Source organism: Paenibacillus sp. HWE-109, assembly GCF_022163125.1.
Lineage (GTDB): Bacteria > Bacillota > Bacilli > Paenibacillales > NBRC-103111 > Paenibacillus_E.
Window position 1 is genome coordinate 1,153,895 of sequence record NZ_CP091881.1, and the last position, 24,658, is coordinate 1,178,552.

The 24,658-nt window shown below is 43.4% G+C and carries 21 protein-coding genes and 1 pseudogene; 9 read left to right on the top strand and 13 right to left on the bottom strand.

The window, feature by feature from the left end:
• Window positions 1–10: 10 nt before the first annotated feature.
• The 3 genes from LOZ80_RS04750 to LOZ80_RS04760 are packed head-to-tail and all read right to left on the bottom strand — an operon-like array spanning window position 11 to window position 2,933.
• Window positions 11–253: a hypothetical protein gene (locus LOZ80_RS04750; RefSeq protein WP_238170341.1), complete on the bottom strand. Its 243-nt coding sequence runs from the start codon at window positions 251–253 to the stop codon at window positions 11–13.
• Between the two features lie 2 nt (window positions 254–255).
• Window positions 256–1,422 carry a Ger(x)C family spore germination protein gene (locus tag LOZ80_RS04755; protein WP_238170342.1) on the bottom strand — a complete coding sequence of 389 codons (1,167 nt, stop codon included), beginning with the start codon at window positions 1,420–1,422 and terminating at the stop codon, window positions 256–258.
• Window positions 1,419–2,933, bottom strand: a complete 1,515-nt coding sequence (locus LOZ80_RS04760) for a spore germination protein (RefSeq protein WP_238170343.1) — start codon at window positions 2,931–2,933, stop codon at window positions 1,419–1,421. The genes LOZ80_RS04755 and LOZ80_RS04760 overlap by 4 nt, the downstream gene beginning before the upstream one ends.
• 262 nt (window positions 2,934–3,195) lie before the next feature.
• Here LOZ80_RS04760 and LOZ80_RS04765 point away from each other — a divergent pair, with 262 nt between their 5' ends.
• The gene (locus LOZ80_RS04765; RefSeq protein WP_238170344.1) at window positions 3,196–4,791 is read left to right on the top strand and encodes a xylulokinase; all 1,596 of its coding nucleotides are present in this window, start codon (window positions 3,196–3,198) and stop codon (window positions 4,789–4,791) included.
• A 196-nt stretch (window positions 4,792–4,987) separates the two neighbouring features.
• Window positions 4,988–8,128 carry an ATP-binding protein gene (locus tag LOZ80_RS04770; RefSeq protein ID WP_337950999.1) on the top strand — a complete coding sequence of 1,047 codons (3,141 nt, stop codon included), beginning with the start codon at window positions 4,988–4,990 and terminating at the stop codon, window positions 8,126–8,128.
• A 72-nt stretch (window positions 8,129–8,200) separates the two neighbouring features.
• Here the strand turns inward: LOZ80_RS04770 and LOZ80_RS04775 are convergent, their stop codons facing one another.
• Window positions 8,201–9,874, bottom strand: a complete 1,674-nt coding sequence (locus LOZ80_RS04775) for a ribonuclease J (RefSeq protein ID WP_238170345.1) — start codon at window positions 9,872–9,874, stop codon at window positions 8,201–8,203.
• A 327-nt stretch (window positions 9,875–10,201) separates the two neighbouring features.
• On the opposite strand from LOZ80_RS04775, the gene LOZ80_RS04780 reads away from it, so the two are divergent.
• Window positions 10,202–11,251: a sulfite oxidase gene (locus tag LOZ80_RS04780; RefSeq protein WP_238170346.1), complete on the top strand. Its 1,050-nt coding sequence runs from the start codon at window positions 10,202–10,204 to the stop codon at window positions 11,249–11,251.
• 52 nt (window positions 11,252–11,303) lie between these two features.
• Here the strand turns inward: LOZ80_RS04780 and LOZ80_RS04785 are convergent, their stop codons facing one another.
• The 3 genes from LOZ80_RS04785 to LOZ80_RS04795 all read right to left on the bottom strand — a co-directional run bounded on the left by LOZ80_RS04785 (window position 11,304) and on the right by LOZ80_RS04795 (window position 13,068).
• Window positions 11,304–11,765: a YhcN/YlaJ family sporulation lipoprotein gene (locus LOZ80_RS04785; protein ID WP_238170347.1), complete on the bottom strand. Its 462-nt coding sequence runs from the start codon at window positions 11,763–11,765 to the stop codon at window positions 11,304–11,306.
• A 106-nt stretch (window positions 11,766–11,871) separates the two neighbouring features.
• Entirely contained in the window at window positions 11,872–12,378 is a 507-nt protein-coding gene (locus LOZ80_RS04790) for a DUF3189 family protein (protein WP_238170348.1), read from the bottom strand.
• Window positions 12,379–12,399: 21 nt separating this feature from the next.
• Window positions 12,400–13,068, bottom strand: a complete 669-nt coding sequence (locus LOZ80_RS04795; protein ID WP_238170349.1) for a DUF2238 domain-containing protein — start codon at window positions 13,066–13,068, stop codon at window positions 12,400–12,402.
• Window positions 13,069–13,176: 108 nt separating this feature from the next.
• Here LOZ80_RS04795 and LOZ80_RS04800 point away from each other — a divergent pair, with 108 nt between their 5' ends.
• A complete protein-coding gene (locus LOZ80_RS04800) occupies window positions 13,177–13,389 on the top strand; it encodes an Ig-like domain-containing protein (protein ID WP_238170350.1) in 213 nt (70 codons plus the stop codon).
• A gap of 55 nt (window positions 13,390–13,444) precedes the next feature.
• On the opposite strand, the gene LOZ80_RS04805 is transcribed toward LOZ80_RS04800, so the two are convergent.
• Both LOZ80_RS04805 and LOZ80_RS04810 read right to left on the bottom strand, forming a co-directional pair.
• Window positions 13,445–14,518, bottom strand: a complete 1,074-nt coding sequence (locus LOZ80_RS04805; protein WP_238170351.1) for an amidohydrolase family protein — start codon at window positions 14,516–14,518, stop codon at window positions 13,445–13,447.
• Entirely contained in the window at window positions 14,502–14,888 is a 387-nt protein-coding gene (locus LOZ80_RS04810; protein WP_238170352.1) for a Rieske (2Fe-2S) protein, read from the bottom strand. Before LOZ80_RS04810 ends, LOZ80_RS04805 begins: the two co-directional genes overlap by 17 nt.
• A 125-nt stretch (window positions 14,889–15,013) precedes the next feature.
• On the opposite strand from LOZ80_RS04810, the gene LOZ80_RS04815 reads away from it, so the two are divergent.
• Window positions 15,014–15,796, top strand: coding sequence for an AraC family transcriptional regulator (locus tag LOZ80_RS04815; protein ID WP_238170353.1), 783 nt, complete (start codon window positions 15,014–15,016; stop codon window positions 15,794–15,796).
• A 371-nt stretch (window positions 15,797–16,167) separates the two neighbouring features.
• On the opposite strand, the gene LOZ80_RS04820 is transcribed toward LOZ80_RS04815, so the two are convergent.
• The gene (locus LOZ80_RS04820; RefSeq protein WP_238170354.1) at window positions 16,168–17,001 is read right to left on the bottom strand and encodes an AraC family transcriptional regulator; all 834 of its coding nucleotides are present in this window, start codon (window positions 16,999–17,001) and stop codon (window positions 16,168–16,170) included.
• Window positions 17,002–17,135: 134 nt separating this feature from the next.
• Between LOZ80_RS04820 and LOZ80_RS04825 the strand changes: the two genes are divergently transcribed.
• Window positions 17,136–19,199, top strand: a complete 2,064-nt coding sequence (locus LOZ80_RS04825; protein WP_238170355.1) for a beta-galactosidase — start codon at window positions 17,136–17,138, stop codon at window positions 19,197–19,199.
• A 156-nt stretch (window positions 19,200–19,355) separates the two neighbouring features.
• Window positions 19,356–19,663 (top strand): annotated as a pseudogene (locus LOZ80_RS04830) (FGGY-family carbohydrate kinase); the annotation flags it as partial.
• 182 nt (window positions 19,664–19,845) lie between these two features.
• Here the strand turns inward: LOZ80_RS04830 and LOZ80_RS04835 are convergent.
• Complete coding sequence (locus LOZ80_RS04835) at window positions 19,846–20,259, bottom strand: sensor histidine kinase (protein ID WP_238170356.1); 414 nt, start codon at window positions 20,257–20,259, stop codon at window positions 19,846–19,848.
• A 288-nt stretch (window positions 20,260–20,547) separates the two neighbouring features.
• On the opposite strand from LOZ80_RS04835, the gene LOZ80_RS04840 reads away from it, so the two are divergent.
• Window positions 20,548–21,144: a permease gene (locus LOZ80_RS04840; protein ID WP_238170357.1), complete on the top strand. Its 597-nt coding sequence runs from the start codon at window positions 20,548–20,550 to the stop codon at window positions 21,142–21,144.
• Between the two features lie 418 nt (window positions 21,145–21,562).
• On the opposite strand, the gene LOZ80_RS04845 is transcribed toward LOZ80_RS04840, so the two are convergent.
• Window positions 21,563–22,414 carry an aldo/keto reductase gene (locus LOZ80_RS04845; protein ID WP_238170358.1) on the bottom strand — a complete coding sequence of 284 codons (852 nt, stop codon included), beginning with the start codon at window positions 22,412–22,414 and terminating at the stop codon, window positions 21,563–21,565.
• 90 nt (window positions 22,415–22,504) lie between these two features.
• The gene (locus LOZ80_RS04850; protein ID WP_238170359.1) at window positions 22,505–23,485 is read right to left on the bottom strand and encodes an aldo/keto reductase; all 981 of its coding nucleotides are present in this window, start codon (window positions 23,483–23,485) and stop codon (window positions 22,505–22,507) included.
• Between the two features lie 183 nt (window positions 23,486–23,668).
• On the opposite strand from LOZ80_RS04850, the gene LOZ80_RS04855 reads away from it, so the two are divergent.
• A complete protein-coding gene (locus LOZ80_RS04855; protein ID WP_238170360.1) occupies window positions 23,669–24,562 on the top strand; it encodes an AraC family transcriptional regulator in 894 nt (297 codons plus the stop codon).
• The last annotated feature ends 96 nt before the right edge of the window (window positions 24,563–24,658 follow it).

Below are 24,658 nucleotides of genomic sequence, written 5' to 3' on the forward strand. Positions count from 1 at the left end.
TTATGTAATTTCAGGATGGGAGTTCAACTAATTCGACAATGTGTTTGGCAGGATTTGAAAAAAAGATGCGGATAAGCTCATCCAGGTTTGGCCATGGTGCATCCGCCACATAGATGATACTTAGATAAAGAATAGGTAGTATAAACGCTCCATACACGAGCCTATCCCGGTGAAATCCTCGTTTCCATTTGGGTAAATCGTAGATCAACATTGGTGTAAATAGAAGAGAGATGAATACGATTTTGGCAAACATGGTTATCCTCCTTTTTTCCCGAATGGTGTTCCGATCTCCATCCCTGAATTCAACACATTTACCTCGACATGCACATCAAAGTGGATTTCGGAGAAATGCTCGTCCCAGCTTGGTTTCCAATCTTTCCATAATTTCGAGTTTCTTCTGTAAATTTGATTTCCAATGCCTATAGCATCCATCTTTTCATTCTGGATATACTTAATCATTTTCCTAATATTGCTCTCAACTTGTTTACTGACTCTAACCTGGAATTGTTGACCATCTTCTTTAGTCTTCAAGGAAGAGCAGTGGAGTTCGCCGATCGTCCCCTTAATTTTAGTGCGGACTTCAACTGTCATTTCGTTCCCATTGAATTTAGGTGTTACTTTTGTGTCTAAAGAACTGACCTCAAACGACTCTTTATTCATTTTGTAATTGGATTCTTCTTTACAAGGAAATTCCAAAATGCCGTTTTGGTATTTGTTGAGTACCATTAATAACGACTCGGTATGTGCTGGTGTAATGACGGTTTTGGTCATTATTCCATCTTTGAGCAAGGCGATCCCTGACAAAGAAATGGTTTCCGATGATTTGCTTTTGGAGATATAAGGCACCGTCAAGATGTTAGTTTCGCTTTTGAATTGAATAGCCAAATCAAGCAGTGGGAGCCTGGATGTCTTGGCTGAATACTTGAACGTGGAATCTTCCATTGCCCGCAGTTGTTGGCCGATCGTACTCTCAATTAACGGTTTGATGTATAAAAATTTGCTTGCCTTTCCTTCGGCAATCATCACGAAAGTCGTTTCCCTTGTTTCATGGTCTCTTATGAAAAAATCAAGGATTTCTTGGATTTCTAGTTTCTGAGCTAACTTTTCTCCAATGATAATTGTACGCATATGGTCCCATTTCGGTTTTCGCCCAAAATGGATGGAGATGTCCCGTACTGCTTCAAATACCGTATCCGCCTGAGTTTTAATCGTAATCCCCTTTGCCCCTGGTGGACTCCCACTGGATTCCATGCCACCTGAAGGACGATAGAAATGAGTGGTAAGTTCAACCTTATCTTTCGTCGTCCAATCGAGTGCAATCGCTTGGACAAACCCGTACTCCGTCAATTCCGCCTTATCCCAACAGCCGGTCAAAAGCAAAATAGATAATAGGGGCAAGGCGATGGGGATGGCTGATCTCAATTTGCCTTCTTCCTTTCTGCCGTTTTCTTGTGCAGGTGGTGGTTTCGTGGAGAGTGAAGCAGGATTTTTCGCGAGACGACGATGAGCACATCCCGCAATTGATTGATTTCAAGCGGTGCTAGCGGTGTTAAATACGGTTGGCCAAGTGAGCGCAAGCAAGTTATATGCAAGAAGGCTAAGAGGAAGCCAAGCATGATTCCAAGTCCACCAAAAGTAGCTGCGAGAATCATTAAAGGAAATCGGATAATGCGAATTGTAATAGCCATACTGTATTGAGGCAGTGCAAATGAGGCGATCCCGGTTAGAGATACGATAATGACCATCACTGGGGAAGCGATTTTGGCTTGGATTGCAGCCTGACCAATGACAAGCGCTCCGACGATGCTGACTGCAGAACCAATTGGTCGTGGAAGGCGAATCCCCGCTTCTCGAAGCAATTCAAAGAAGAACTCCATGATTAGCGCTTCAACGAAGGCTGGGAAAGGAATCCCTTCCCGTGTATCGAGAATTGCAAGCAAGAGAATGGTTGGAATCAACTCGGAGTGAAAGGTTGACAAGGCAATATAAATGCTCGGCAGCGAGATGGCTATGCAAAATGCACCGATTCTCAACAATCGAATTAAAGATGAAAAAATCGTTCTATGATAATAATCTTCGCTTGTTACAAAGAATTCAAAAAAGTCTACTGGACAAATTAAGATTGTTGGTGTTCCATTCACCATCACTATAATTTTTCCGTCCAATAATGAGGCAATAGCAGTATCGGGTCGTTCCGTATAACGTACTTGGGGGAAAAGCGAATATTTGGATTCTCCAATCCATTCTTCCAAATAAGAAGTTTCCAGTATTTCTTCTCTGTCTATATCCGAAATACGTCGTTTAAATTCAGTTAATGTTTCCGGATTGACAGCTCCGTCCAAATAACTGTAAGTGATTCTCCTTTGGCTTTCTTCCCCTGCTGTTAGATATTCAAATTTAAGCCTTGGAGATCTCAGCAAGTTTCGAATGAGGCCAATGTTTGTATCAAGGTCTTCAATTGTAGACACATGCGGACCCTGGACAACAGGCTCTGTGACCGGCTCTGTTACTTTTCTCTGCTCTAACTCGAAAACATTATAACTAAGTGCTTTATTCCATTGATCAAAAAAAATGACGAGGTTTCCTGACAGAATATGCTGCACTGACTGATCGAAGGAGTCTAATAGGCTTGCTGACTGAGCAGATACTCCATTTTTTGAGAAAAAGTTTACCACATTTTCGTGTATGATCGACGTTGCCGGTCCGATTTCGTGAGTGACCAGATCCTGCAAGGATTCTTTCATAAAATTAATATTTTTTGTGTTGATCAGTGTTGTGAAATATACGGAAAAGGCCGTTCGTTCAAGCTCTGTGCCGTAACTCCAAGGAAGAATGGTGAGATCATTACATGCGGCAAAGGTATCCTGAATCCGTTTCAGATTATAAGAAAGATCTGGAGATATATCATGGGGCAAGGTTTCCTCTTGAGACATTAATAGATACCTTCCTTTTAGATGGATTATAGATGGATTATGAATACTAGTTGTATTGTTCCTATAAATGGTAAAGATATTCATGAGTCATTACAAATGAAGTTTAAGTATTAATGTTTGCGATGAAAGTTTCGCTTGTTCGTACAACCTCGGGATAATTCAAATGAATAAATATATTTGTCAAACTTGTATGTACAAGTTATAATCAAATTATTAATACTTTACGATAGGAAGATTTTTGAACTAAGCGGAGGAATAGTCAATGGGTTACGATATTAGAAATGCAATTCTAAACGGAAAAACATCACTGGGTATTGAGTTTGGTTCGACGAGAATTAAGGCTGTTCTAATCGGGGAAGACTTCTCTCCAATCGCATCCGGCAGTTTTGAATGGGAAAATAGCTATGTTGACCTTATTTGGACATACAGCTTAGAGGATATTTGGAATGGTCTGCAAGACTGTTATCAGAAGATGGCTTCAGAAGTGAAGTCTCGCTATGGAGTTCCTCTACAAACCATTGGAGCAATTGGCTTTAGCGGCATGATGCATGGATATATGGTGTTTAATGAGGCTGGTGAGCAATTAGTTCCGTTCCGCACTTGGCGGAACAATATAACGGAGCAAGCGTCGAAAGTATTGACAGAACAGTTTAATTTTCAGATACCTCAGCGTTGGAGCATCGCGCATCTGTATCAAGCGATACTCAACAAGGAAGAACATATTAACCAAATTGATTTTCTAACTACATTGGCTGGCTACATACATTGGAAACTCACCGGACAAAAAGTACTAGGCATAGGCGAAGCTTCTGGTGTATTTCCAATTGACTTAGCTACTAAAAAATATAATACAAATAGGATTGAAATATTCAATCAGTTAATTAAGGATAAAGAATTATCGTGGAGACTTGAGAACATTTTGCCCGAAGTGTTAGTGGCTGGAGAAAATGGAGGTGTTCTCACCGAGGAAGGAGCAAGACTTCTAGATAGCAGCGGAGAGTTAAAGGCAGGAATTCCGATCTGTCCACCTGAGGGAGATGCAGGGACGGGGATGGTTGCAACAAATAGTATTGCTGAGCGAACAGGGAATGTATCTGCCGGCACTTCCGTTTTTGCCATGGTTGTACTAGAAAAGGAACTCTCTAAAGTGTACGCTGAGATCGATCTTGTTACCACACCTACTGGCAGTCTGGTTGCTATGGCACATTCTAATAACTGTACATCTGATCTCAATGCATGGGTAGGCTTATTTGATGAATTTGCAAAAGCATTAGGACAACATATAGATAAAAGTCAGTTATACAAGACGCTATATCATTTAGCGCTGCAGGGCGATCCAGACGGTGGTGGCTTGTTAGCTTACGGCTATCTTTCTGGCGAGCATATCACGCATTTTGAAGAAGGACGTCCATTATTTGTGCGTTCATCGAATAGTAACTTTAATTTGGCAAACTTTATGAGAACCCATCTGTTTTCCTCATTGGGAGCACTTAAAATTGGAATGGATATCCTTTTACAACAAGAAAATGCGAAGTTGGAGAAAATTCTGGGTCATGGTGGTTTCTTTAAAACGGAAGATGTTGGCCAGAAGATTATGGCAGCTGCCTTGAATGTTCCAGTCTCCGTAATGGAATCAGCAGGTGAAGGAGGAGCTTGGGGAATTGCGCTGCTTGCTTCTTATATGATTGCTAAAGAAGAAAACGAGACTTTAGATGATTATTTGACTACAAAGATATTTGCAGAGAAAGTTGGTAAGACCATATTACCTGATCAAAAGGACGTTAATGGTTTTGATGTATTTATGCAAAGGTACAAACAAGGGTTGGCCATTGAAAGGGCTGCTGTGGAGTATTTATAAGTGTCAGGAGGCCTCGCTAATTGCGGGCCTTTTTTACATTGAAATCACGTTGATCGATATTCTCGGCAGTGAGGCGGAATGATTTATATTTATATCGAGTCAATCCTCGAGTATATTAAACTTATAGGAATCTTCCGATATTAAATTACATGCGTCTGGAACATTTGCGCCCAACTTGTAAAGGAGAATAAGAATTGTGTCTAATGCATCCAATATGAGATCGAAATATTTCAAACCCTACATACGGAATGCCACCATTATTATTCTTTTTCTTACCGTACTTCTAAGTTTTAGGTTGCTTTGGTCCGAAGTATTTTCAACCCCGAAGCATCCGGATGCGGTTCAAGGCGTGCTCGATTTGCGCGGTTGGAACTTTAAACAAGCCCACGCCATCAGTCTTAATGGAGAGTGGGAGTTCTACCCATCAGCATACTTCTCGCATGAGGACTCGAGCCAGCATTCAGTTGGACTCCCGAGTTACCTTCAAGTCCCCGGGGATTGGCGCAGCGCTTTTCCGGAAGGTCAATATTTATCTTATGGCTACGGGACGTATCGGTTGCGCATACTCGTAGATTCTAAGTTGGACGAACCGTACGCTTTCTGGATTAAGGACATTCAAGCTTCATCGGCTGTGGAAGTTAATGGTCAGAAGCAAAAGGAAGTTGGCTATCCTGCAGATCATATTCAATTGTTTAAACCTAAGAATATTTCTTATACCGTTACCTATGAGGCAGCGGGAGCAAAAGAAATCGAGCTGATTGTGCGCGTAGCTAATTTTGAGCACCCTTTTTTCGGCGGTATTGCGAAATCAATCCGATTCGGCTCACAAGCGGCCATCGATTTTGAACGCTGGTATTCCATCGGTTTTCAGCTAGCCACCTTCGTTGTCCTAATGCTGCACGGTTTATACGCCTGCATTTTGTATCTGTTCAATCGGCGGCATAAAGCATTGCTTGTCTTCTTCCTGTTGCTCCTGGCTGCCGCCCTCACAGTCGTTTCCGATAATGATGATATTCTGCAACTCTGGTTTCCGATTAATTACATGTGGTCTCAAAAAATCAGACTGCTCTCATACATGGGTGTTTCATTTTTTATTTTATACTTGATCAAGACCCTGTACAGTACGACAGAAAGAAACCGACTATTTCGAGCTTATACCATCCTGCTCCTACTTTATTCTGTGTTTGTCTTGTTCGCATCGCCAACGGCTATTTATTATTCCAGAAAGGCCATGTTTTTTGGTTTGTTGTATTTGTTCCCGATGGTCTGGTTTGTTTATCTGGCTGTCAAAATGGTGATTAAAAAGCATCAGGACTCCATCTATTTGTTGCTTGCAATCATAAGTATTACTTCGAGCATCTTGTGGGGGGCATTTGATTTCAGCGAACAGGTAAGCAGCGTCTTCTTTCCCATCGATCTGATCGCAGCCATTGTTGCTTTCTCAGCCTATTGGTTCAGACGATATTTCCGTAATGCCGAAGAAAATGCCAACCTGAACAAGCAGCTCCGGGAAGCCGATAGATTAAAGGATATCTTCCTTGCCAATACTTCCCACGAACTACGAACTCCGCTGCATGGGATTATGAATATCGCCCAAAATCTAATAACGAGCCAGCAGCACGCTTTGGACAGAAAAGGCCTTGAGGATTTACAACTGCTCATCTTGATCAGCAGCCGCATGTCGCATATGGTTGATGATTTATTGGAAGTGGTGCGTCTTCAGGAAAAACGCATAGTGCTGAAGATAGAACCCTTGGCGGTTCGGTCAATAGTTTCCGGCGTTTTTGGCATGCTTGCCCATATGACGGAAAGCAAGGACGTCCTGCTGGAAATGAAAATTCCGGAAACGATGCCGCAGGTTCTTGCGGATGAAAAAAGATTGGTTCAAATATTATTTAACTTGGTGCATAACGGGCTTAAATTCACTGTGCAGGGAACCGTGACGGTGACGGCCAAAACCGAAAATGGTCAAGCAATTATTGAGGTAGCTGATACAGGATATGGTATGGATGAAGAAACGCAGTCGCGAATATTTATGCGCTATGAGCAAGGCATTCATGATAACGATAGGGGAATGGGGCTTGGGCTGAGTATCTGTAAGGAGCTTGTTGAAATTCATGGTGGTGAAATTACACTTCGTTCCACCCCTGGCAAGGGCTCTACGTTTAGATTTTCTCTTCCTTTGTCGCCAGAAATGCCGTACAGACAAGATGAGCTTAATGGGCAAAACTCACACATATGGATGCACTCGGAAACGGCTGCCAGCCTAACTCCCGCCTTGCAGATGGAATCGATACCTTTTCAGGAGGGGAAGGCGAACATTCTTGCCATAGACGATGACCCTATTAATCTTAAGGTTCTTGCTGGTATCCTTAGGTCCGAGCCATACAACGTTAAATTGGTAACGTCTGTTGAGGAAGTTTTGGTGCTTCTTGGTTCAATGCAATGGGATTTGATTGTTGCCGATGTGATGATGCCGATAATGTCCGGTTACGATCTGACGCGAAAGATAAGAGAACGCTTCTCTGTTTCAGAGCTCCCAGTTTTGCTCTTAACGGCACGGAGTGAACCTGCCGATATCTATGCTGGATTCAAGTCCGGTGCGAATGATTACGTTGCTAAGCCCGTTGATGCTCTTGAGCTCAAATACCGCATCCGTTCGTTAATTGACTTGAAGCAGTCGGTCCATGAAAGGTTACGTATAGAGGCCGCATATCTTCAAGCGCAGATACAACCCCATTTTCTGTTTAACACACTCAATTCCATTATGGCATTGAGCGATCTGGACACCACGAGAATGCGCAAGCTAGGCGACGCGTTTATTGAATATTTGCGAATCAGTTTTCATTTTCTAAACTCGGGCAAACTGGTTGCTCTTGCACATGAGATGGAGCTTATCCGAGCATATTTATATATCGAGAAGGAGCGCTTTGGGGACAGGCTTAATATCGTATGGGAAGTAGGTTCCGATGAAACCCTTCTCATTCCGCCGCTTACTATCCAACCATTAGTTGAGAATGCGGTAAGGCATGGAGCCCTTAGCAGGGGGAGAGGCGGAAATGTGCTCATCCGTATTGTTCGTGAGGAAGATTGTACCGTAATTGAAGTCAAGGATAACGGAAAAGGGATGAAGGAGGAGGAGATTCGGCACGTGTTTGACGTTCCGTCAAAGAGAGAATGGGGCGGAATAGGACTGTCCAACACGAATCAGCGTTTGCAGCAAATGTTTGGGATAGGACTTACAATAAAAAGTATAGAAGGTGAAGGTACCTCCGTTTCATTTGTAATTCCTCTATACCAGGCTGCCGCGAATAAGGAGAGGCAGCCGATTACATAGATTGTATACTGTTGAAACCATGCATAGACATTACTTAGAAAAAAGCAATGTCTATCTTACATGGGTCAACCGTCAAACCTGAATAATAATGGGTAGAATCATGGGTCTTCTTTTCGTTTGTGTGAATAAGAATTTGCCGACAGACTCTTTAATAGCTTGCTTATAAACGCCCCATTGGTTCGATTTCATCTCTTGCAATTGAGAGAGTGTAGTTAGAGCGATGCGGTGTACATCCTCCATTAATGCTTCGGATTCCTTGACATAAACGAATCCGCGTGAAATGATGTCTGGTCCTGAAACGATAGAGCCATCCGATCGGGCAAGTGTGATTACAAGGATTAAGATACCATCTTCCGATAAAACCTTACGGTCTCGTAACACAACGTTTCCAATATCTCCAATACCTAGACCATCAACGAGCGTATTACCGTTCGGAACCTTACGGCTTTGACGAGCCTCCGCTTTCACAAAATCCACAACATCTCCATTATTCACTAAGAAAATATGGTCGGCTTCTACACCAACAGCTTCGGCTAACAAGCGATGTTGATAGAGCATGCGATATTCCCCATGAATCGGGATAAAATATTTTGGTTTCATCAAGGTCAGCATGAGCTTCAGCTCTTCTTGGCTGGCGTGACCGGAGACATGCATGCCCGTTACGGACCCGGAACCGTAAATTACTTTGGCTCTTTTTTCGAATAAATTGTCCACAATACGCGCTACGTTGCGTTCATTCCCAGGAATGGGGGTCGCTGCCAAAATAACCGTATCACCAGGGGATACCTCAACCTGCCGATGAGTGCCGTTAGCCAAGCGAGCCAATGCAGCCATAGGTTCCCCCTGACTACCTGTACAGAGAATGACCAATTCATGAGGCGCCATCCACTGAACCTCTTGAGCTTCCACGAGCATTTCTGGTGGCAATCTTAAGTAACCGAGCTTTGAAGCTATATCGACAACATTCACCATGCTTCTGCCTAGGAGGGCAATTTTGCGGTTTGTTTTCTCAGCCGCGTCAATCACTTGCTGTAAGCGATGGACGTTAGATGCAAAAGTAGATAAAAATATTTTTCCTGTAGCCTTCGTAAAAGCTTCTTCAATATGAACACCAACTAACCGTTCGGATGGGGTAAAGCCCGGACGCTCAGAGTTGGTGCTTTCGGAGAGCAGAGCGAGGACGCCATGCTGGCCGATTTCCGCCATTTTATGTATATCCGCATATTGCTCATTGACGGGTGTTAAATCAAATTTGAAATCCCCCGTGTGCACGACTGTACCTTGCGGTGTATCGAATACAATCCCCAGACAGTCCGGAATGCTGTGGTTTGTGCGGAAAAAACGAATGGGAATCATGCCTAGCGTCAATTTAGAATTGGAGTCAATCTCATGCAAGACGGTTGTGCTTAACAACCCATGTTCTCTAAGCTTTCCTTCAACTAAGCCGAGTGTTAGCCTTGTCGCATATATGGGCATATTAAACTGTTTAATAATGTAAGGGATACCGCCAATATGATCTTCATGACCATGAGTGACAACTAATCCTCTTACTTTCTCTTTATTTTCAAGTAAAAAAGAGATATCTGGGATGATCATATCGATGCCCAGCAAGCTTTCATCCGGAAATTTGGAACCACAGTCGATAACAATTATGTCCTCACCGTATTGAAGAACATACATATTTTTACCGATTTCATTCACGCCACCAAGGGCGATGATAGAGAGCCTATCCTGACTTGCATCCATTTTAAAAGGACACCTCCATAACAGTTTCAGTCTCAAGCTTTTGCACTTTCATCTTTTATCGTTTAACAATGGAGCATATAAAACATGTATACTTTTTGCCTTTCAACAGTTGTTCATTTGCGCAGAGTAGGCAACGCATATAATCACCTCCTTAACGTAGTGGAAGTCTATGCTAGTATTATTATGTGTAAAGGCCCCCTACAAAATGCTAAGCTCAAAAAACAGATCTCCTTTTGCAGGAGATCTGTTTTTATTTATTTTATTGGAGAATGAAAGAAATCAGGATTTCATAAAATAGGGAATCCTTGCTTAGGAAAGGAGCTTTTCATGGATCTGTATGACCCGGGGCGGATTCCCCGCTCTATCGTACCTGAGAATCAGGAATTTCCAATGTTATCTCTTTCAAGTTGGGTTACACCAGAAAACAAGTATTATATCCGCAATCATTTCCCTTATCCCGCATTGCCATTAAATGATTGGACTCTACATATAGAAGGACTTGTTCAAAAGCCAATTTCCCTGAATTATCAAGCGTTATTTCAATTTCCTCAAATCATATTGCCAATTACGATGGAATGTTCAGGAAACAAGAGAGCGTATTTCCAGCCCAAAGCTAAAGGGGTTCAATGGGAACTGGGGGCTGTCAGTCATGCGCTCTGGACCGGAGTGCGTCTTCGAACTCTTTTACAGTTAGCTGGAATAAAGCTTAATGTTCGGGAAGTCATATTTGAAGGAATGGATACAGGAGTACGAACAGACCTGCCAGGCACTTTCCGGTTTGCCCGAAGTCTTCCTATAGAAAAAGCTATGCATCCCGATACTCTGATTGCTCTCTGTATGAACGGAAAACCCATTCCCTACAAACATGGATATCCAGCAAGATTGATTGTTCCGAATTGGTATGGTATGGCTTCTGTGAAATGGCTTTGCCGAATAGTGGCTACAGATCAGGATTTTAAAGGCCCCTTTCAAAGAATTGATTATGTAGTCTACCGTTCGGAAGCAGATTCTCAGCGCAGACCAGTTACTTTAATGAAGGTGAATTCCGTTATATCCCAGCCCACGGATCAAGCTATTTTGAGACGGGGAAAGCATTTCATTACAGGTACAGCATGGTCAGGTCATGGATCCGTTAAAAAGGTTGAGATCAGTCATGATCATGGAGAATCATGGAGCTTGGTGACATGGCTTGATTCAGAGAAAAAGTACAGTTGGAGAAGGTGGGGATGGGATTGGAATGTGCCTGTACCTGGAGCCTACCTTATTATGGTAAAGGCAACTGATGACAAGGGTAATATCCAACCCTTTCAAGCCGAATGGAATGTGAAGGGCTATGAAAACAACGCAATCCATCAAATTCAGGTCTATGTGGAGTGATCAGTAAGAGGGAGGAACACGGAGCAGTTCTATTTCGCGTTTCCAGCTGTTATCAACGAGCGCTTGGAAACACACGTTTTATTGTTTCGCTGAATTCGTCAAAGAAACCAGCAACGGGTTTACCTTGGCGAACATCTTGTACGTACGTATTGATTCGGCCGAAGAAGTCTGGATTTGTCGATACATATACGTTTTGAATTGCTGGATCTACCGCCTTGACCTGTGCAGCGATTTGATCCTCTAAATTACGTGAGAGTTCAACTCCATGATGGAGCATAGCTGCCACATAAGCATTGCGGTTGGTCACAAGTACATTCGCTTGCTGAATTTGATTTAATTTCATAATGTTGGTTACAGCTTGATCGGCGATCTGGATACGGTTATCCGTTTTAGTCTCCTGCTGAATGGTTTTATTCTGAATATTAGTGCTTTGTTGATGAAGTTTGTTACTGCTGCAGCCTACAATCAGTATTACCGAAGCAAGTGACGCTGTAAGAATTATTTGTTTTTTCATTGGGAAACTCCTTTTAGATAGTGGTGTAGTTTGCTTAGTATGTCGCTTTTGGTAAATTACATGCAAAAAATCATAAAATCGAGCATGGCTTACTCGACGATTGCCGTTATTTAAAATCTTTATTATCTAGCATAATTAATTGTGAACTTGAGCTTTTTGCGACTTTTTTTGTATGGTGAACAAGATTAATAATGTCTTGATATGCTTGTTTCGCTCCTATAACCAATAAGGGAACGCCAATAAAATCAATTTTTAACCATCGTGAGAGCATCCCCCCACATGTCATCGAGAAAGGCACGGTAGGAGACGTATTAGATAGAATAATTTTTTCGTCGAGAGTCTTTTCTTCGATCAACATATCGATCAGATTAAAAATGCCGGGAACTAGAATTTTAGATCTACCTCTGCCCATGGTATATACCTTATTCCCCTCCTCATCCCTCCCGTGGAAGTAAAACTTTCCTCTGTCCTTGTACACCAACTTATTGAAATTGTGCGTATTCAGTATTTCATTCTTCGTAGGCACATGAGTTTCGTCCAGCTTCTTCAGATGATAAGCTGCAGCCAATGCTGTAGTATGTGTTCCCCCGAAATCGTTATAAATATAAATCACTGTAAATTCCATCCCCTTTTTCTAATGTGTTTCATCACTTATTGCAAATGTATTATCCCTATTCCAATTCATCAATAGAGGTATACCTATAGATATGATGCCACCAAGAAATCCTACTGCCATATCTTTTTGTGTATCATATATATCGCCCTGCATTCCGATAAACTTTTCTTCTCCTTCAGGTCCAGCTACTAAAGCACCGAGCATTTCAAGGATCTCGAATAGCGCGCTTAAAGCGAGTATGACGAGAATTGGCATCATATATAACCAAATCCCTCGGAGCTTAACCTTTAATTTTAAAATCTCAATAAACGGAAAATAAAAGAAAAACCCAAAGGCGAAATGAACGATTCGATCGTAGTAGCTTCTGTTTGTATGGAAATTTGTTTGTAGCCATTGATCAAGTGGAGTGCCTTCATAAGTATAATGTGCAGCATAAGTATGGAGACAAAAGAAAATCAACATCAGAAGATAAGAGAAGTTAGAAAAACGAAACCACTTGTAAGTAAAGATAAGAGTAAGGATAACCACGATAAGCAAAAAGTTATAAACAAGCCATTGAGGTCGATTAGTGGGCGATATGGCCATTAGTCCAAAAAATATAATGAATAGGAAGATCATTAATTGCAAAGGTCTATTTCGAGTAAATGGATTTCTTGTACTGGTCCATTTTAGTTGGTTAAAAGTCATGGGAGTTTCACTCCTTAAATTGATGACAGTAGGTTTCCCTAGCTTTAGGAAATAGATACTACTCGTTGGAGTGCTCTTCGGAATGGACTCGTAGCGGCGGCTATTGCTTTGGATACGGTAACAAACAATGTCTATCATATCCATGCTGCCGTATCACCGCTTGAAGCAAATCAAAAAAAGGTCAGTTGGACAACGGATAATCCAATTGTCACTATTGTGGATCAGACGGGGAATGTGACCGCTTTGAGCGAGGGAATAGCAACGATTACAGTAACGACAGTGGATTTCAAGCTAGTTGGAGGCTTGGCTGTATCTAAATAGCGACCGCAATGAGTTGGACCTGCCCGATACGTAGTCGGGCAGGTTTTACGCATGCTTAAACCAGCTTGAACAGTTTTCTAGCATTTTCACTACATATTTTGCGTTTCTTCTCTTGTGGAAGTCGTGACAGTATTTTGGTAGGATCGTCAAAGTCCCAGTGTGGATAGTCGCTTGAGAACAACAGCATATTTTCCGCGTCGAACATCTCGAACATCGCTTCCAAGTGCTTCGGGTTGTCTGGTTCTTCGATGGGTTGCGTTGTGAAGAACACATGATCTCTGGCATACTCACTAGGTAGACGCTTCAGCCACGGTGTTGAAGCGCGGAGCGCTTTGAAGTTCTTATCCAATCGCCACAATAGAGGGGGAAGCCAAGTGACTCCGCCTTCACAGAGGACTACTTTGAAGCTGGGGAATTTCTCGAAGACCCCTTCGCACACGAAGCTGACTAAGTGGGCCATGAAAGTTTGAGGTAGACAGGTATGCCACTGTAAATAGTTCGAGAGATAGCCGACTGCTGTTGGTGCGTTATAAATCCCGGATCCCTCGCTTCCTGGATGGAGAAGGAGTGGAAGTCCATGACGAGCGCAGGCTTCATAAATCGGGTGATAGAAGCGATGCCCGTAAGGCATCGGTGACCCGCCGGATATACAGACGGCGACGATGTCCGGATGAGGGCCGATTCGGTCAATTTCTCGGACGGCTTGCTCTGGATTTTGCATAGGGATGCACATATAGCCTTTGAATCGAGGGCTCTTCGGGAGCCATTCCGCAATCAAGTAGTCATTGTAGGCTCGACAGATGGCCGCCACATAATCGATATCGGCGAAAGAGGATGTGCCAATAATGCTATCCGAGCAAAGCAACGCGTATTCGACGTTGAAAGGTTTCACATAGTGCTCAAGCATGAAATCCGGATCTGACCCTACTGGCAGTCCGCTTGGCGGATCAGCATCTTTTCGTTTGTTCCCTATCGGAGTTGAGTAGGGAATACCGGCATTGGGGACGCCAAATTTACTCGCATAGCTCCGCCAAGGCTCGTCCAAATAAGGAATCAAATCACGTCCGCTGCGGAATTGATTATGCACATCGCAGTCGATGACAGGCAGCCGCTCAACGGTTGGTTTCATACGTAATTTCCTCCTTTTTCCCAATCACAATATGGATGATTCCTTGATTAACCTCAATAAGGTAGGTACGTGCTCTGACCTTGTCACTGAATAGCGACTTGCCCGTCTTTAAATCAAATTCCCAACCGTGCCAGGGGCATCGCAAAATTTCCTGATCACGCCCATATGTATATTCATAGACGAAGGAATTTAGCGTTGTTCCACATACAGGCCCTTTGCATAATTCCGCACCTTGGTGAGGGCAATGGTTGTGAATTGCATAGTAGTCACCTTTTACGTTATAGATCCCAATAGATCGCCCTTCGATTTGTACAATTCTAAATGATCCAACAGGCAGATCCTTTTCATCAGCTACAGGATAGACAGCCATTTCTTTATCCCCTCTCGTTGACTTCCTAGTTATATTGTAGGAGAGTGTGATCTGGATAGCCATGAAGAATACAATTATTATTTGTATGATTCTAATGTATAATTGGAGGGGAGGGGGAAGGTGAAATGATTGAACTTGTTTCCATATATGTTGATGATAGTAACCCTGCTTGGTCTATAGAGGAATCCCATACCCTAAGCAACATTCTAATACTTGTTGCTCATGGCAGCGTGATCTACACCTTGAACGGTGAGTCTATTACAGTGGCAAAGGGGGACTTTTTATATATACCCAAAGGGGTCTTGCGGGCAGGCAGGAACTCGCTGGAGGGGGCGCATCAGAAGTATTCGGTTCATTTTATGATCGAGCAATCGGACTTGTTTCCGCTTGGTACGGATCGGCCGTACTGGAAAATAAGTGTGCGCAATTTTGATTATTTGAAGCAGCGTTTTCTGGTGCTTGCGAAGCATTGGTTTAGTCGAAAGAAGCATGATGAGCTCATCTGCACGGGGATTGCGATGGAGTTGTTCGGTTATTTTGCCCAAGAAACAGAGGAGAAGCAATTCGCTTCCATCAAGTTGAGACTCATGCGGGAGGTCCAAGATTACATTCTGGCGCATTATCGAAAGTTGATTCGCATCCAGGAGCTTGCTGAACTGGTGGATCGTGCTCCCAATTACGTCACCCAAACATTCAAGGAAGTAACAGGGATGACGCCTGTCACCTACTTACATCAGGTTCGCATCCATGCCGCTCGTGATTTAATTCTCAATACGAAGCTGACCTTAGGAGAGATTGCGGACTATCTGGGTTACAGCGACCAAGCGCATTTTCACCGGGTATTTAAAAAAGTAATGGGCTATCCCCCTTCGTCTGCACAACGGGAGATTATGCGGATTCAAGGGTAACATGCGAGTATCCGCGGGGTTACCCCAGCTGCCTCGCGCGGACGTAAGGGAACTATGGTACGCTATTCTAACCAAAAGTGTCAGTATCGGGAGGCTGAGGGAACTACAGTACGTTATTTTGCTGTTTTATGGAAATTTCAACGCTTTTTGTGGAAATAAGACCCTGTAGTTCCGCTATTACCTTCGCCCCCCTGTTTTTTGTCTAATTAGCGTCCTCTAGTTCCCTTACTAGGTTGTGCCGCTAAGAAGCGACGGATCTATCAGGGTGACGAAGCCGTTTTTCTAATTCTTGCACCACAACCGATAATACCCCGCAGCTATTCTTGTGAGTTGTACTTCATTACAGTCAGAGGATCTCGGTGTGTTTTTCATTAATTTTTTAAAAATTGTTTCGGCGTCTGGCCATAGGTTCGCTTGAAAATTCGTATGAAATAACTGGTCTCCATACCCAGTTGCTGTGCCACTTGTTCAACAGTCATATTCGGGTTCTCATGAAAAAGTTGGAGGGACCGCCGCATTCGGATTTGTTGAATATATAGCATGGGTGAAGCGCCATAAATGCCTACAAACAGGCGATGGAAATGTTGAACAGAGTAACCGACGGCTCTTGCCAAGTTGGATAAATGTAAGCGTTCGTTATAGTGATCATGGATAATCCTGATCGCTTCTTGAAGAGCGGTGTTAGGTTGCCGGACTGGTGAAATTCGCTGCTTGACTTCTTGATTGGTCTGTTCTTCCAGGACGGAGAGCAGCATGTCATACATACTTCGAGACGATTCCCAAAATCCGTTTTCCCTGTTCAAGTTGATAAGCTGCCATAAGGATTCAAGCTTGTTCCAATGTTCATGAAATTGGGTTTTCTTTAATAACGTGGGTTTGTGGTTTGCGAGATGTTCCAGAATGGAATCGGCAGCGGAGCCGCTAAAAGCTACGAAGCCTAGCTCCCAATCATCCTCACTTTGATCAGGAAAATAGTCATGAGGCACACCGGCTGGAAGGATGAGCAGGGTTCCGGGAGTCATCACCAAATCTCGACCCCCAATTATGCGAAAAATCCCCTTGCCGCTTCGGCATAAGAAGAGCTGATGGGCCGGATACCCGTCAGGTCTTAGGAGGTGCTTCTGCTCATGACTACCAATACAGTACACATAGAGAGGGAGTATGTTCTCAAACATCGCAAATTCAGCTACAAGAAAAGGCATCATAGGGTCATCGCCACCGATATTCATATTGTACGATTTTTTATTTCTTCTGTTCTATTAGTATAGCTGCTAATTATCCTATAATCAAAATGAATACGAGAATACGACGGTTTTTGTTGAGGAGAGATGGTAGGACAATGACACATAAATTTGAACCCATTAGCAATAAACTGCCCGTCTTGATGCACGGCGCTGATTATAATCCAGACCAATGGCTTCAGAGTCCAGAGGTTCTGAAGGAAGACATTCGCTTGATGAAACTGGCCGGTTGCAATGTGATGGCTATTGGTATATTTGCTTGGGCTGCACTGGAACCGGCAGAGGGGACCTTCATTTTCGAGTGGATGGACCAACTTTTGGATACATTTGCTGAGAATAGCATCTATGCATGGCTCTCAACACCAAGTGGAGCGCGCCCTGCGTGGATGTCAGAACGCTATCCGGAAGTGAGAAGAGTGGGAGCGAACCGCGTCCGTAATTTGCATGGTCTTAGGCACAATCACTGCTTCACAAGCCCTGTTTATCGGGAGAAGACGGGTATCATAAACAACAAGCTTGCTGAACGGTATGGGCAACATCCCGCGGTCATCGGCTGGCACATTTCCAATGAATTTGGTGGAGATTGCCATTGTGCGTATTGCCAAGATGCGTTCCGTCAGTGGCTGCAAAAGAAGTACATCACGCTGGAAGCGTTAAATGCAGCTTGGTGGACATCTTTCTGGGCGCATACGTACACGGACTGGCAACAGGTTGAATCTCCAGCACCTCATGGTGAGTATATGGTACACGGGCAGAACCTAGATTGGCATCGATTCGTTACGGACCAGACGATCGATTTCTGCAAGCATGAGATCGATGCGGTTCGAGGAGCCAATCCTTTCCTTCCGGTTACCACCAATATGCATATGATCGACAGCTTAGATTATCGTAAGTTTGCTGATATTTTGGATGTTATTTCGTGGGATGCCTATCCAACTTGGCATGAACAGCAGAATGCCAGCCAATTGGGGGCTTCCATTGCCTTCAATCATGATCTCTATCGTTCGTTTAAAAAGAAACCGTTCCTGCTTATGGAGAGCACGCCCAGCCTTACGAACTGGCAGTCAGTCAGCAAGCTGAAACAGCCGGGTATGCACAGACTGTCCTCCCTTCAAGCTGTTGCGCATGGTTCGGATTCCGTGCAATATTTCCAATGGCGTAAAAGCAGAGGATCCAGTGAGAAGTTCCATGGTGCCGTCGTTGACCATGCCGGGCATGAGCATACACGTGTGTTTAAGGATGTAGCAGAGCTGGGTCAGACCTTATCGAATATCTCCGAGGTGGTTGGCACAACCACACATGCGGATACAGCCATTTTGTTCGATTGGGAAAATCGCTGGGCAGTTAAAGACGCCCAAGGTCCGCGCAATATGGGCATTCACTATGAGGAAACTGTTCTTGCTCATCATCAAGCATTTTGGGAACAAGGTGTACCGGTTGACGTTATTGGAGCGGAGGATGACCTTTCCGCATATAAGCTGATAGTTGCGCCTATGTTGTATCTTTGCCGTGAGGAAACGGGCCGTAAACTCGAAAAGTTCGTAGAACAAGGCGGAACGCTGGTAACCACTTACTGGTCCGGCATTGTCAATGAACATGACTTGTGCCATTTAGGAGGCTTCCCCGGACCACTTCGGAAAACGCTCGGCATTTGGGCAGAAGAGATTGAAGGATTATATGATCACGACCGCAACGGCTTATCGATGTCACCTGATAATCAACTCGGGCTAACAGGGACTTTCGAGTCCCATGAGATCTGTGAAATGATCCATACCGAAGGCGCAGAGGTGCTGGGTATCTATACGGACAGCTTTTATGCAGGGCAACCGGCTCTGACGGTAAATCGACTTGGCCAAGGTAAAGCGTATCATATGGCGACAAGGCTGAAGGCAGATTTTCTACAGGCATTTTATTCGAAACTCATTGAGCAAACTGGTGTTGTTAGAGCGATGAATACGGACCTCCCTCAGGGAGTAACCGCTCAGGTGCGTACGGATGGAGCTTCTGATTACGTGTTTATCATGAATTTCAGTGGACGAGCGGAACGTGTATCTCTCGACGACAGAAGCTACACCCACTTGGAATCGAATGAAACCGTACAAGGTGTAATTGATTTACCAATTAATGGGATTTCGATATTAAAACGTTCGGCAGCTTACTAATAATCGAAGTCTGCTTAAACATAACTGAAGGCGCTCTTTCCCATAGAGGGAGGGGGCGCCTTTTTCTACGAAGACATGGCCCAGACAAAGACGCTCTCAGCTCAGACAAGTATGCGAATGATTTTAATAAGAATATAGAAAATTTGTATGTATAAGCTGGAGAAAATCTTAGGTCATGGTGGATTTTTCAAGACGGAAGGTGTCGGGCAGAAGATGATGGCATGGCAGCTGCATTGAATGTTCCTGTTGCAGTGATGGAGTCAGCAGTTGAGGGGGGAGCTTGGGGAATTGCGCTGCTCGCTTCTTACATGATTTCCAAAGAGAAACAAGAGTCTTTAGATGATTACTTGAGCAAAAAAGTATTTGCGGGAAAAGTAGGTAAGACATTACAACCTGAACAGAAAGATGTAGCCGGATTTGAAATCTTTATGGAGAGATACAAAAAAGGTTTGATGATTGAAAGGCTGCTGTGGAGGGGATATAAGAGTTATTCTGAAGCAAGCTGGAATTCGAATTTCCACAGTCGTACTTTTACCGTACTCTCTTTTTACAATTACCCCGTACTCATTCCCATATAATAGTTTAATCCTCTCGTTAATATTTAGGATACCAAAGCTACTGCCGTTCTTGCTTTCCAATTTATTGGTTAATAGCTCATTGAGCCTTTTTCTGTTATACCAATTCCGTCATCCTTTACCGAAAGTGTGATCACGTTGTTTTCCATTTTCCCTTCAATCAGGATCGTACCTTCTTGGTTATCTTTAGCAAGGATGCCATGAAGAATGGCATTCTCTACTATCGGTTGAAGCGTTATTTTAGGAATGTTATATTCTCCGATTTGATCGTCTAGAGCGATATACAGGTTCAATTTGTTATAAAATCTCATGTTTTGAATTTGCATATAGGAGAGGGTCAGTTCGATTTCCTCTTGTATGGTTATGCTGTCTTTGCCTTTGCTTAATCTTAATTTATAAAATTTCGCAAGAGCCTGAACGACATTTCTTGTTTCCTGAATCATTTGCTTTGGTGCCATCCAATTAATTAGATCAAGCGTATTCACCGATTTCGTCCATGTTTAACGGTTCGGAAATGAGGATAAAGTCATCATCAGTCTCAGTTCGCTTAAGAGAAGTTTGGATCTCGATATGTCCAGACTTCTTTTTTATGTGGAAAAAAGTGTTGCGATAACTAATTTCATTAGTTATAATGCTAATTATATTAGTATTCGAGAAAGGTACTGGTGAGCAGCATGTCATTTATTTTATTTATTCTTTTGTTTACAGTTTTATGCGGATGGTTAGAGAGCAGAGTTCGCATGCAAAAAAAAACAAAAAGGGAGGGGAAATAAATGTTTGCTGGACATTTCGGACTCGCTGCTGCTGTGAAAGCCAAAACTCCGGAGGTGCCGATTTGGGCGCTCATGCTGAGTACACAGCTTCTTGATGTTCTATTCGTACCGCTATTCTTGTCAGGCATAGAAAAGATCGATAACAGCCTGGGAACGGGTTATGGCAAAGGAATTATCCATGCAGATTATACGCATTCACTTCTCGGAGCAGTAATTATTGCTGTGCTATCGGGGATCATCGCTTGGAGGCTATGGGGCAAACGAGGCGGTCTTATGATAGGTGCTCTTGCTTTCAGTCACTGGCTGCTGGATTTGCTCGTTCATAGAATGGATATGCCGATCTTACCAGGAAATGCTGCAGGGCTCCCGCTGCTGGGATTCAGCTTGTGGCAATGGCCGCTAATTAGCAGCGCATTAGAAGTGATTCTAGTCGTGGCTGGAGCCATACTCTACTATCGATCGATTCGAGGCACGGCACTTTTATCGGAGGGGAATCAAACGCTGTCTAAAGGTGCTAGAACTCGTGTTATACTAGCAGGCGGCGTAATGGCGATACTGCTGATGCTTTCACTAATAACAGATGTCGTGTCTCACTAACAGATCCCTCCTTTTCAATTGATATAGCAGTATGTACAAATCGAGTTTCAATGTATGGATGTATTCAAGCAATCGGGAAATGATAGGGACTACGGTGCGCTGTACTAGCCAAAAGTGTCATTATCGGGAGTGTGAGGGAACTACAGTACGCTATAATGCTGAAAACCGCCATATGCCAAGCCAGAGGGAACTACGATCCGCTATGTCACCATTTCCCAGTTGGAATCAGCAGGTTCCGCTGAAATAGCGGATTTCAGTTCCTTTTCAGGCTACGTTTACCCCATTTCCCGCCATATAGAGGATCATAGTTCCTTTTCACACGATGCTCTCAGTCATGACAAAGCCCAAAGGGAACTACGATCCGCTATATCGTTGAAAACAGCTATGAAGATGCTGCCGGAGATTATGCGAAAGTTGGTTAGATATCGAGTTTCCGGGTACCGATCCATTTGACCATTTCAGGATCTCGGTGTGAAAAGAACAGGCTCTGTTTTGTATCTAACGTAGCGATCGACTCCATATCCTCTTGGTTTAATTCAAAATCAAAGATCGTATAGTTTTCAATAATTCTCTCTTTACGAACCGATTTTGGAATTACAACAACTTCTCTTTGCGTCAACCAACGTAAGACCACCTGGGCAACGGATTTATTATATTTTCCGGCTATGGATACTAAAACTTCATTCTGGAACAAGTTATTTTTCCCTTCAGCCAAAGGCGCCCAAGATTCGATCTGAACATGATTCCCTTTCATGAATTTTGCATGTTCGATTTGTTGGTTGAAGGGATGCGTCTCAACTTGATTAACAGCAGGAACGACTTCATTATGAATGATCAAATCAATCAGACGATCCTCATGGAAGTTACTAACGCCAATTGCACGGATATTTCCTTCACGATGCAATTCCTCCATAGCCCGCCAAGAACCATGCACATCACCGAATGGCTGATGAATTAAATACAAATCCAAATAATCCAATTGCAATCTTTCCAGTGATTTATCTAATGCTTTTTGGGTCCGCTCATAACCAGCATCCTGAACCCAAAGCTTCGTAGTAATAAATAATTCCTCTCTTGCTACGCCACTCCGTTTAATGGCTCTGCCTACCGCTTGTTCATTTAGATAGGAGGCAGCTGTATCAATCAGCCGATAGCCTGCCATAATAGCGTCATAAACGCTTTGTTCACATTCATTTTGATCTGCAATCTGGAAAACTCCAAAACCGAGTATAGGCATCTCAACACCATTGTTCAAAATTACTTTTTGCATATCAATTCCTCCAGTTGTGCTTCCGATTCCTCATGGGGGCTTGTTCTCCATAAGACAGACCCCATAAACAGACGTTCCTGTAGTTTCATATTAAACAGCACCAACTACATGATGAGGAACATAAGGCTCTTCCAGTGATGCAATTTCTTCAGGTGTTAACGTAATCGAAAGAGCACCTACGGCTTCTTCGAGTTGAGACACTTTCGTAGCGCCGATAATAGGAGCTGAGACAGATTCTTTCTGCAGCAACCAAGCAAGTGCGATATGAATACGGGGAATGCCATGTTTTTCTGCGATTGCTGCAACACGCTCCGCGATCAGTCGATCCGTATTTGCTGTCGCGTCGTATTTCATTTTTTGCATGTGATCGGTTTCGGAACGAAGCGTTGTTTCCGACCAGTCCCGAGTCAGTCTTCCTGATGCAAGCGGACTATATGGAATCACACCGATTTTCTCTACCTTGCAAAGAGGCAGCATCTCTCTTTCCTCTTCACGGTAGATGAGGTTTAAATGATTCTGCATAGATACAAACCGGGTCCATCCATTTTTTTCGGCTGCATGTATCGCTTTAAGAAACTGCCAGGCGTACATAGCAGAAGCCCCGATATATCTTGCCTTGCCAGCCTTCACAACATCATGCAATGCTTCCATCGTTTCTTCAATGGGAGTAGTGTAATCCCAACGGTGGATTTGATAAAGGTCAACGTAATCGGTACCCAGTCTCTTAAGACTCTTATCAATCTCACTCATGATCGCCTTTCGGGAGAGCCCTGCGCCATTTGGACCTTGATGCATACGTCCGTGTACCTTTGTGGCGAGGACAATTTCATCCCGAGTGGCATAGTCCTTTAAAGCCCGCCCAATAATTTCCTCACTAGTTCCGTCTGCATACACATTTGCCGTATCGAAAAAATTAATACCTAACTCAAGGGCTTTTTTTATAATAGGACGACTGTGCTCCTCATCAAGTATCCATGGATGATGCCATCGCTCTGCTACACCAAAGCTCATACAGCCAAGACAAAGCCGGGATACATCTAAGCCAGTATTTCCAAGTTTCACATATTTCATTTGTCGATACGCTCCTTCGTTCCCTTTTGTGAATGGGGTATAACCTTATTATGCAACAAATGAAAAAGCAATCGTTATCCCATTCATGCCAAATGATTGCCTAATCCTCTCACTACACTTATGTAACTGACGCATATACCATATACTATTAATTACAAGGAATGACGGAACAAGGAGGATTTTATGTCTGAAATAATAACGAAACAGCAGAATGAACTTGCTGTATTAATTGAACGGTATTCGGTACAGGACGGTGTTCACCGAACAGCCATTCCTGCTTTGTTTTTTATACGTCGCTCTAATTTGACTGGACCCAATAACGGAGTTTACAAACCTTCTTTATGCATTGTGGCTCAAGGGGCGAAGGAAGTATGGCTGGAACAGGAGCGCTTCAAGTATGATCCTGCGAATTACCTTATTACATCAGTTGACTTGCCGGTTACTGCTCAAGTCACTGAAGCTTCTTCCGACATTCCGTATTTGGGTTTAAGACTTGAATTTACAGCGAGTGAAATCTTAGAGATTTTAAATGATTCTGGCATTGGAATCAGCCCAAAAGGAAATGCTGAACGAGCTATGTTTGTGGGTCAGATGGAGTTGCCTATCATGGATTCAATATACAGATTGACTTGTTTGCTGGACAGTCCAAAAGATATTCCATTCCTTGCTCCTATTTATACTAAGGAAATTCTATACAGGCTTTTGCGTGGGAGGTATGGCGTTACGCTGGCGCAAATCGCAATGGAAGGCAGCGGCACCTATGGAATCAGGGAGGCTATCGAACAAATAAGCAATAACTACAGCAAGCCTTTGCGCATTGAGGAGCTTGCAGAAATAGCCAGGATGAGTATCTCATCATTTCACAGACACTTCAAAGAGGTAACAGCTATGAGCCCAATTCAGTTTCAAAAACAACTGCGATTACAGGAAGCACGTCGCTTATTATTAACAGAATCAGCAGATGCTGCTGATGTGGCATTTCGAGTAGGCTATGAAAGCCCCTCGCAATTCAGCCGCGAATATTCTCGCATGTTTGGCTTTCCGCCTAGACAAGATATGAAACGCTTAAGAGTATAAAATGTAGTTGCAGATCGTGTATGTATTGCGGATATCGGCAGGTTGCGGAGCAGGAAAAGCGGGTTGTTCATGCCTGTTACTCTTTAAAATGGTAGT

What these genes read in the sequence shown, in the direction of transcription:
- LOZ80_RS04810 (WP_238170352.1), bottom strand. Translation starts at nt 14,888, where the DNA reads ATGGCTGTCTATCCTGTAGCTGATGAAAAGGATCTGCCTGTTGGATCA.
- LOZ80_RS04775 (WP_238170345.1), bottom strand. Translation starts at nt 9,874, where the DNA reads ATGGATGCAAGTCAGGATAGGCTCTCTATCATCGCCCTTGGTGGCGTG.
- LOZ80_RS04855 (WP_238170360.1), top strand. Translation starts at nt 23,669, where the DNA reads ATGTCTGAAATAATAACGAAACAGCAGAATGAACTTGCTGTATTAATT.
- LOZ80_RS04820 (WP_238170354.1), bottom strand. Translation starts at nt 17,001, where the DNA reads ATGATGCCTTTTCTTGTAGCTGAATTTGCGATGTTTGAGAACATACTC.
- LOZ80_RS04760 (WP_238170343.1), bottom strand. Translation starts at nt 2,933, where the DNA reads ATGTCTCAAGAGGAAACCTTGCCCCATGATATATCTCCAGATCTTTCT.
- LOZ80_RS04815 (WP_238170353.1), top strand. Translation starts at nt 15,014, where the DNA reads ATGATTGAACTTGTTTCCATATATGTTGATGATAGTAACCCTGCTTGG.
- LOZ80_RS04780 (WP_238170346.1), top strand. Translation starts at nt 10,202, where the DNA reads ATGGATCTGTATGACCCGGGGCGGATTCCCCGCTCTATCGTACCTGAG.
- LOZ80_RS04845 (WP_238170358.1), bottom strand. Translation starts at nt 22,414, where the DNA reads ATGCAAAAAGTAATTTTGAACAATGGTGTTGAGATGCCTATACTCGGT.
- LOZ80_RS04785 (WP_238170347.1), bottom strand. Translation starts at nt 11,765, where the DNA reads ATGAAAAAACAAATAATTCTTACAGCGTCACTTGCTTCGGTAATACTG.
- LOZ80_RS04805 (WP_238170351.1), bottom strand. Translation starts at nt 14,518, where the DNA reads ATGAAACCAACCGTTGAGCGGCTGCCTGTCATCGACTGCGATGTGCAT.
- LOZ80_RS04850 (WP_238170359.1), bottom strand. Translation starts at nt 23,485, where the DNA reads ATGAAATATGTGAAACTTGGAAATACTGGCTTAGATGTATCCCGGCTT.
- LOZ80_RS04825 (WP_238170355.1), top strand. Translation starts at nt 17,136, where the DNA reads ATGACACATAAATTTGAACCCATTAGCAATAAACTGCCCGTCTTGATG.
- LOZ80_RS04795 (WP_238170349.1), bottom strand. Translation starts at nt 13,068, where the DNA reads ATGACTTTTAACCAACTAAAATGGACCAGTACAAGAAATCCATTTACT.
- LOZ80_RS04765 (WP_238170344.1), top strand. Translation starts at nt 3,196, where the DNA reads ATGGGTTACGATATTAGAAATGCAATTCTAAACGGAAAAACATCACTG.
- LOZ80_RS04750 (WP_238170341.1), bottom strand. Translation starts at nt 253, where the DNA reads ATGTTTGCCAAAATCGTATTCATCTCTCTTCTATTTACACCAATGTTG.
- LOZ80_RS04840 (WP_238170357.1), top strand. Translation starts at nt 20,548, where the DNA reads ATGTTTGCTGGACATTTCGGACTCGCTGCTGCTGTGAAAGCCAAAACT.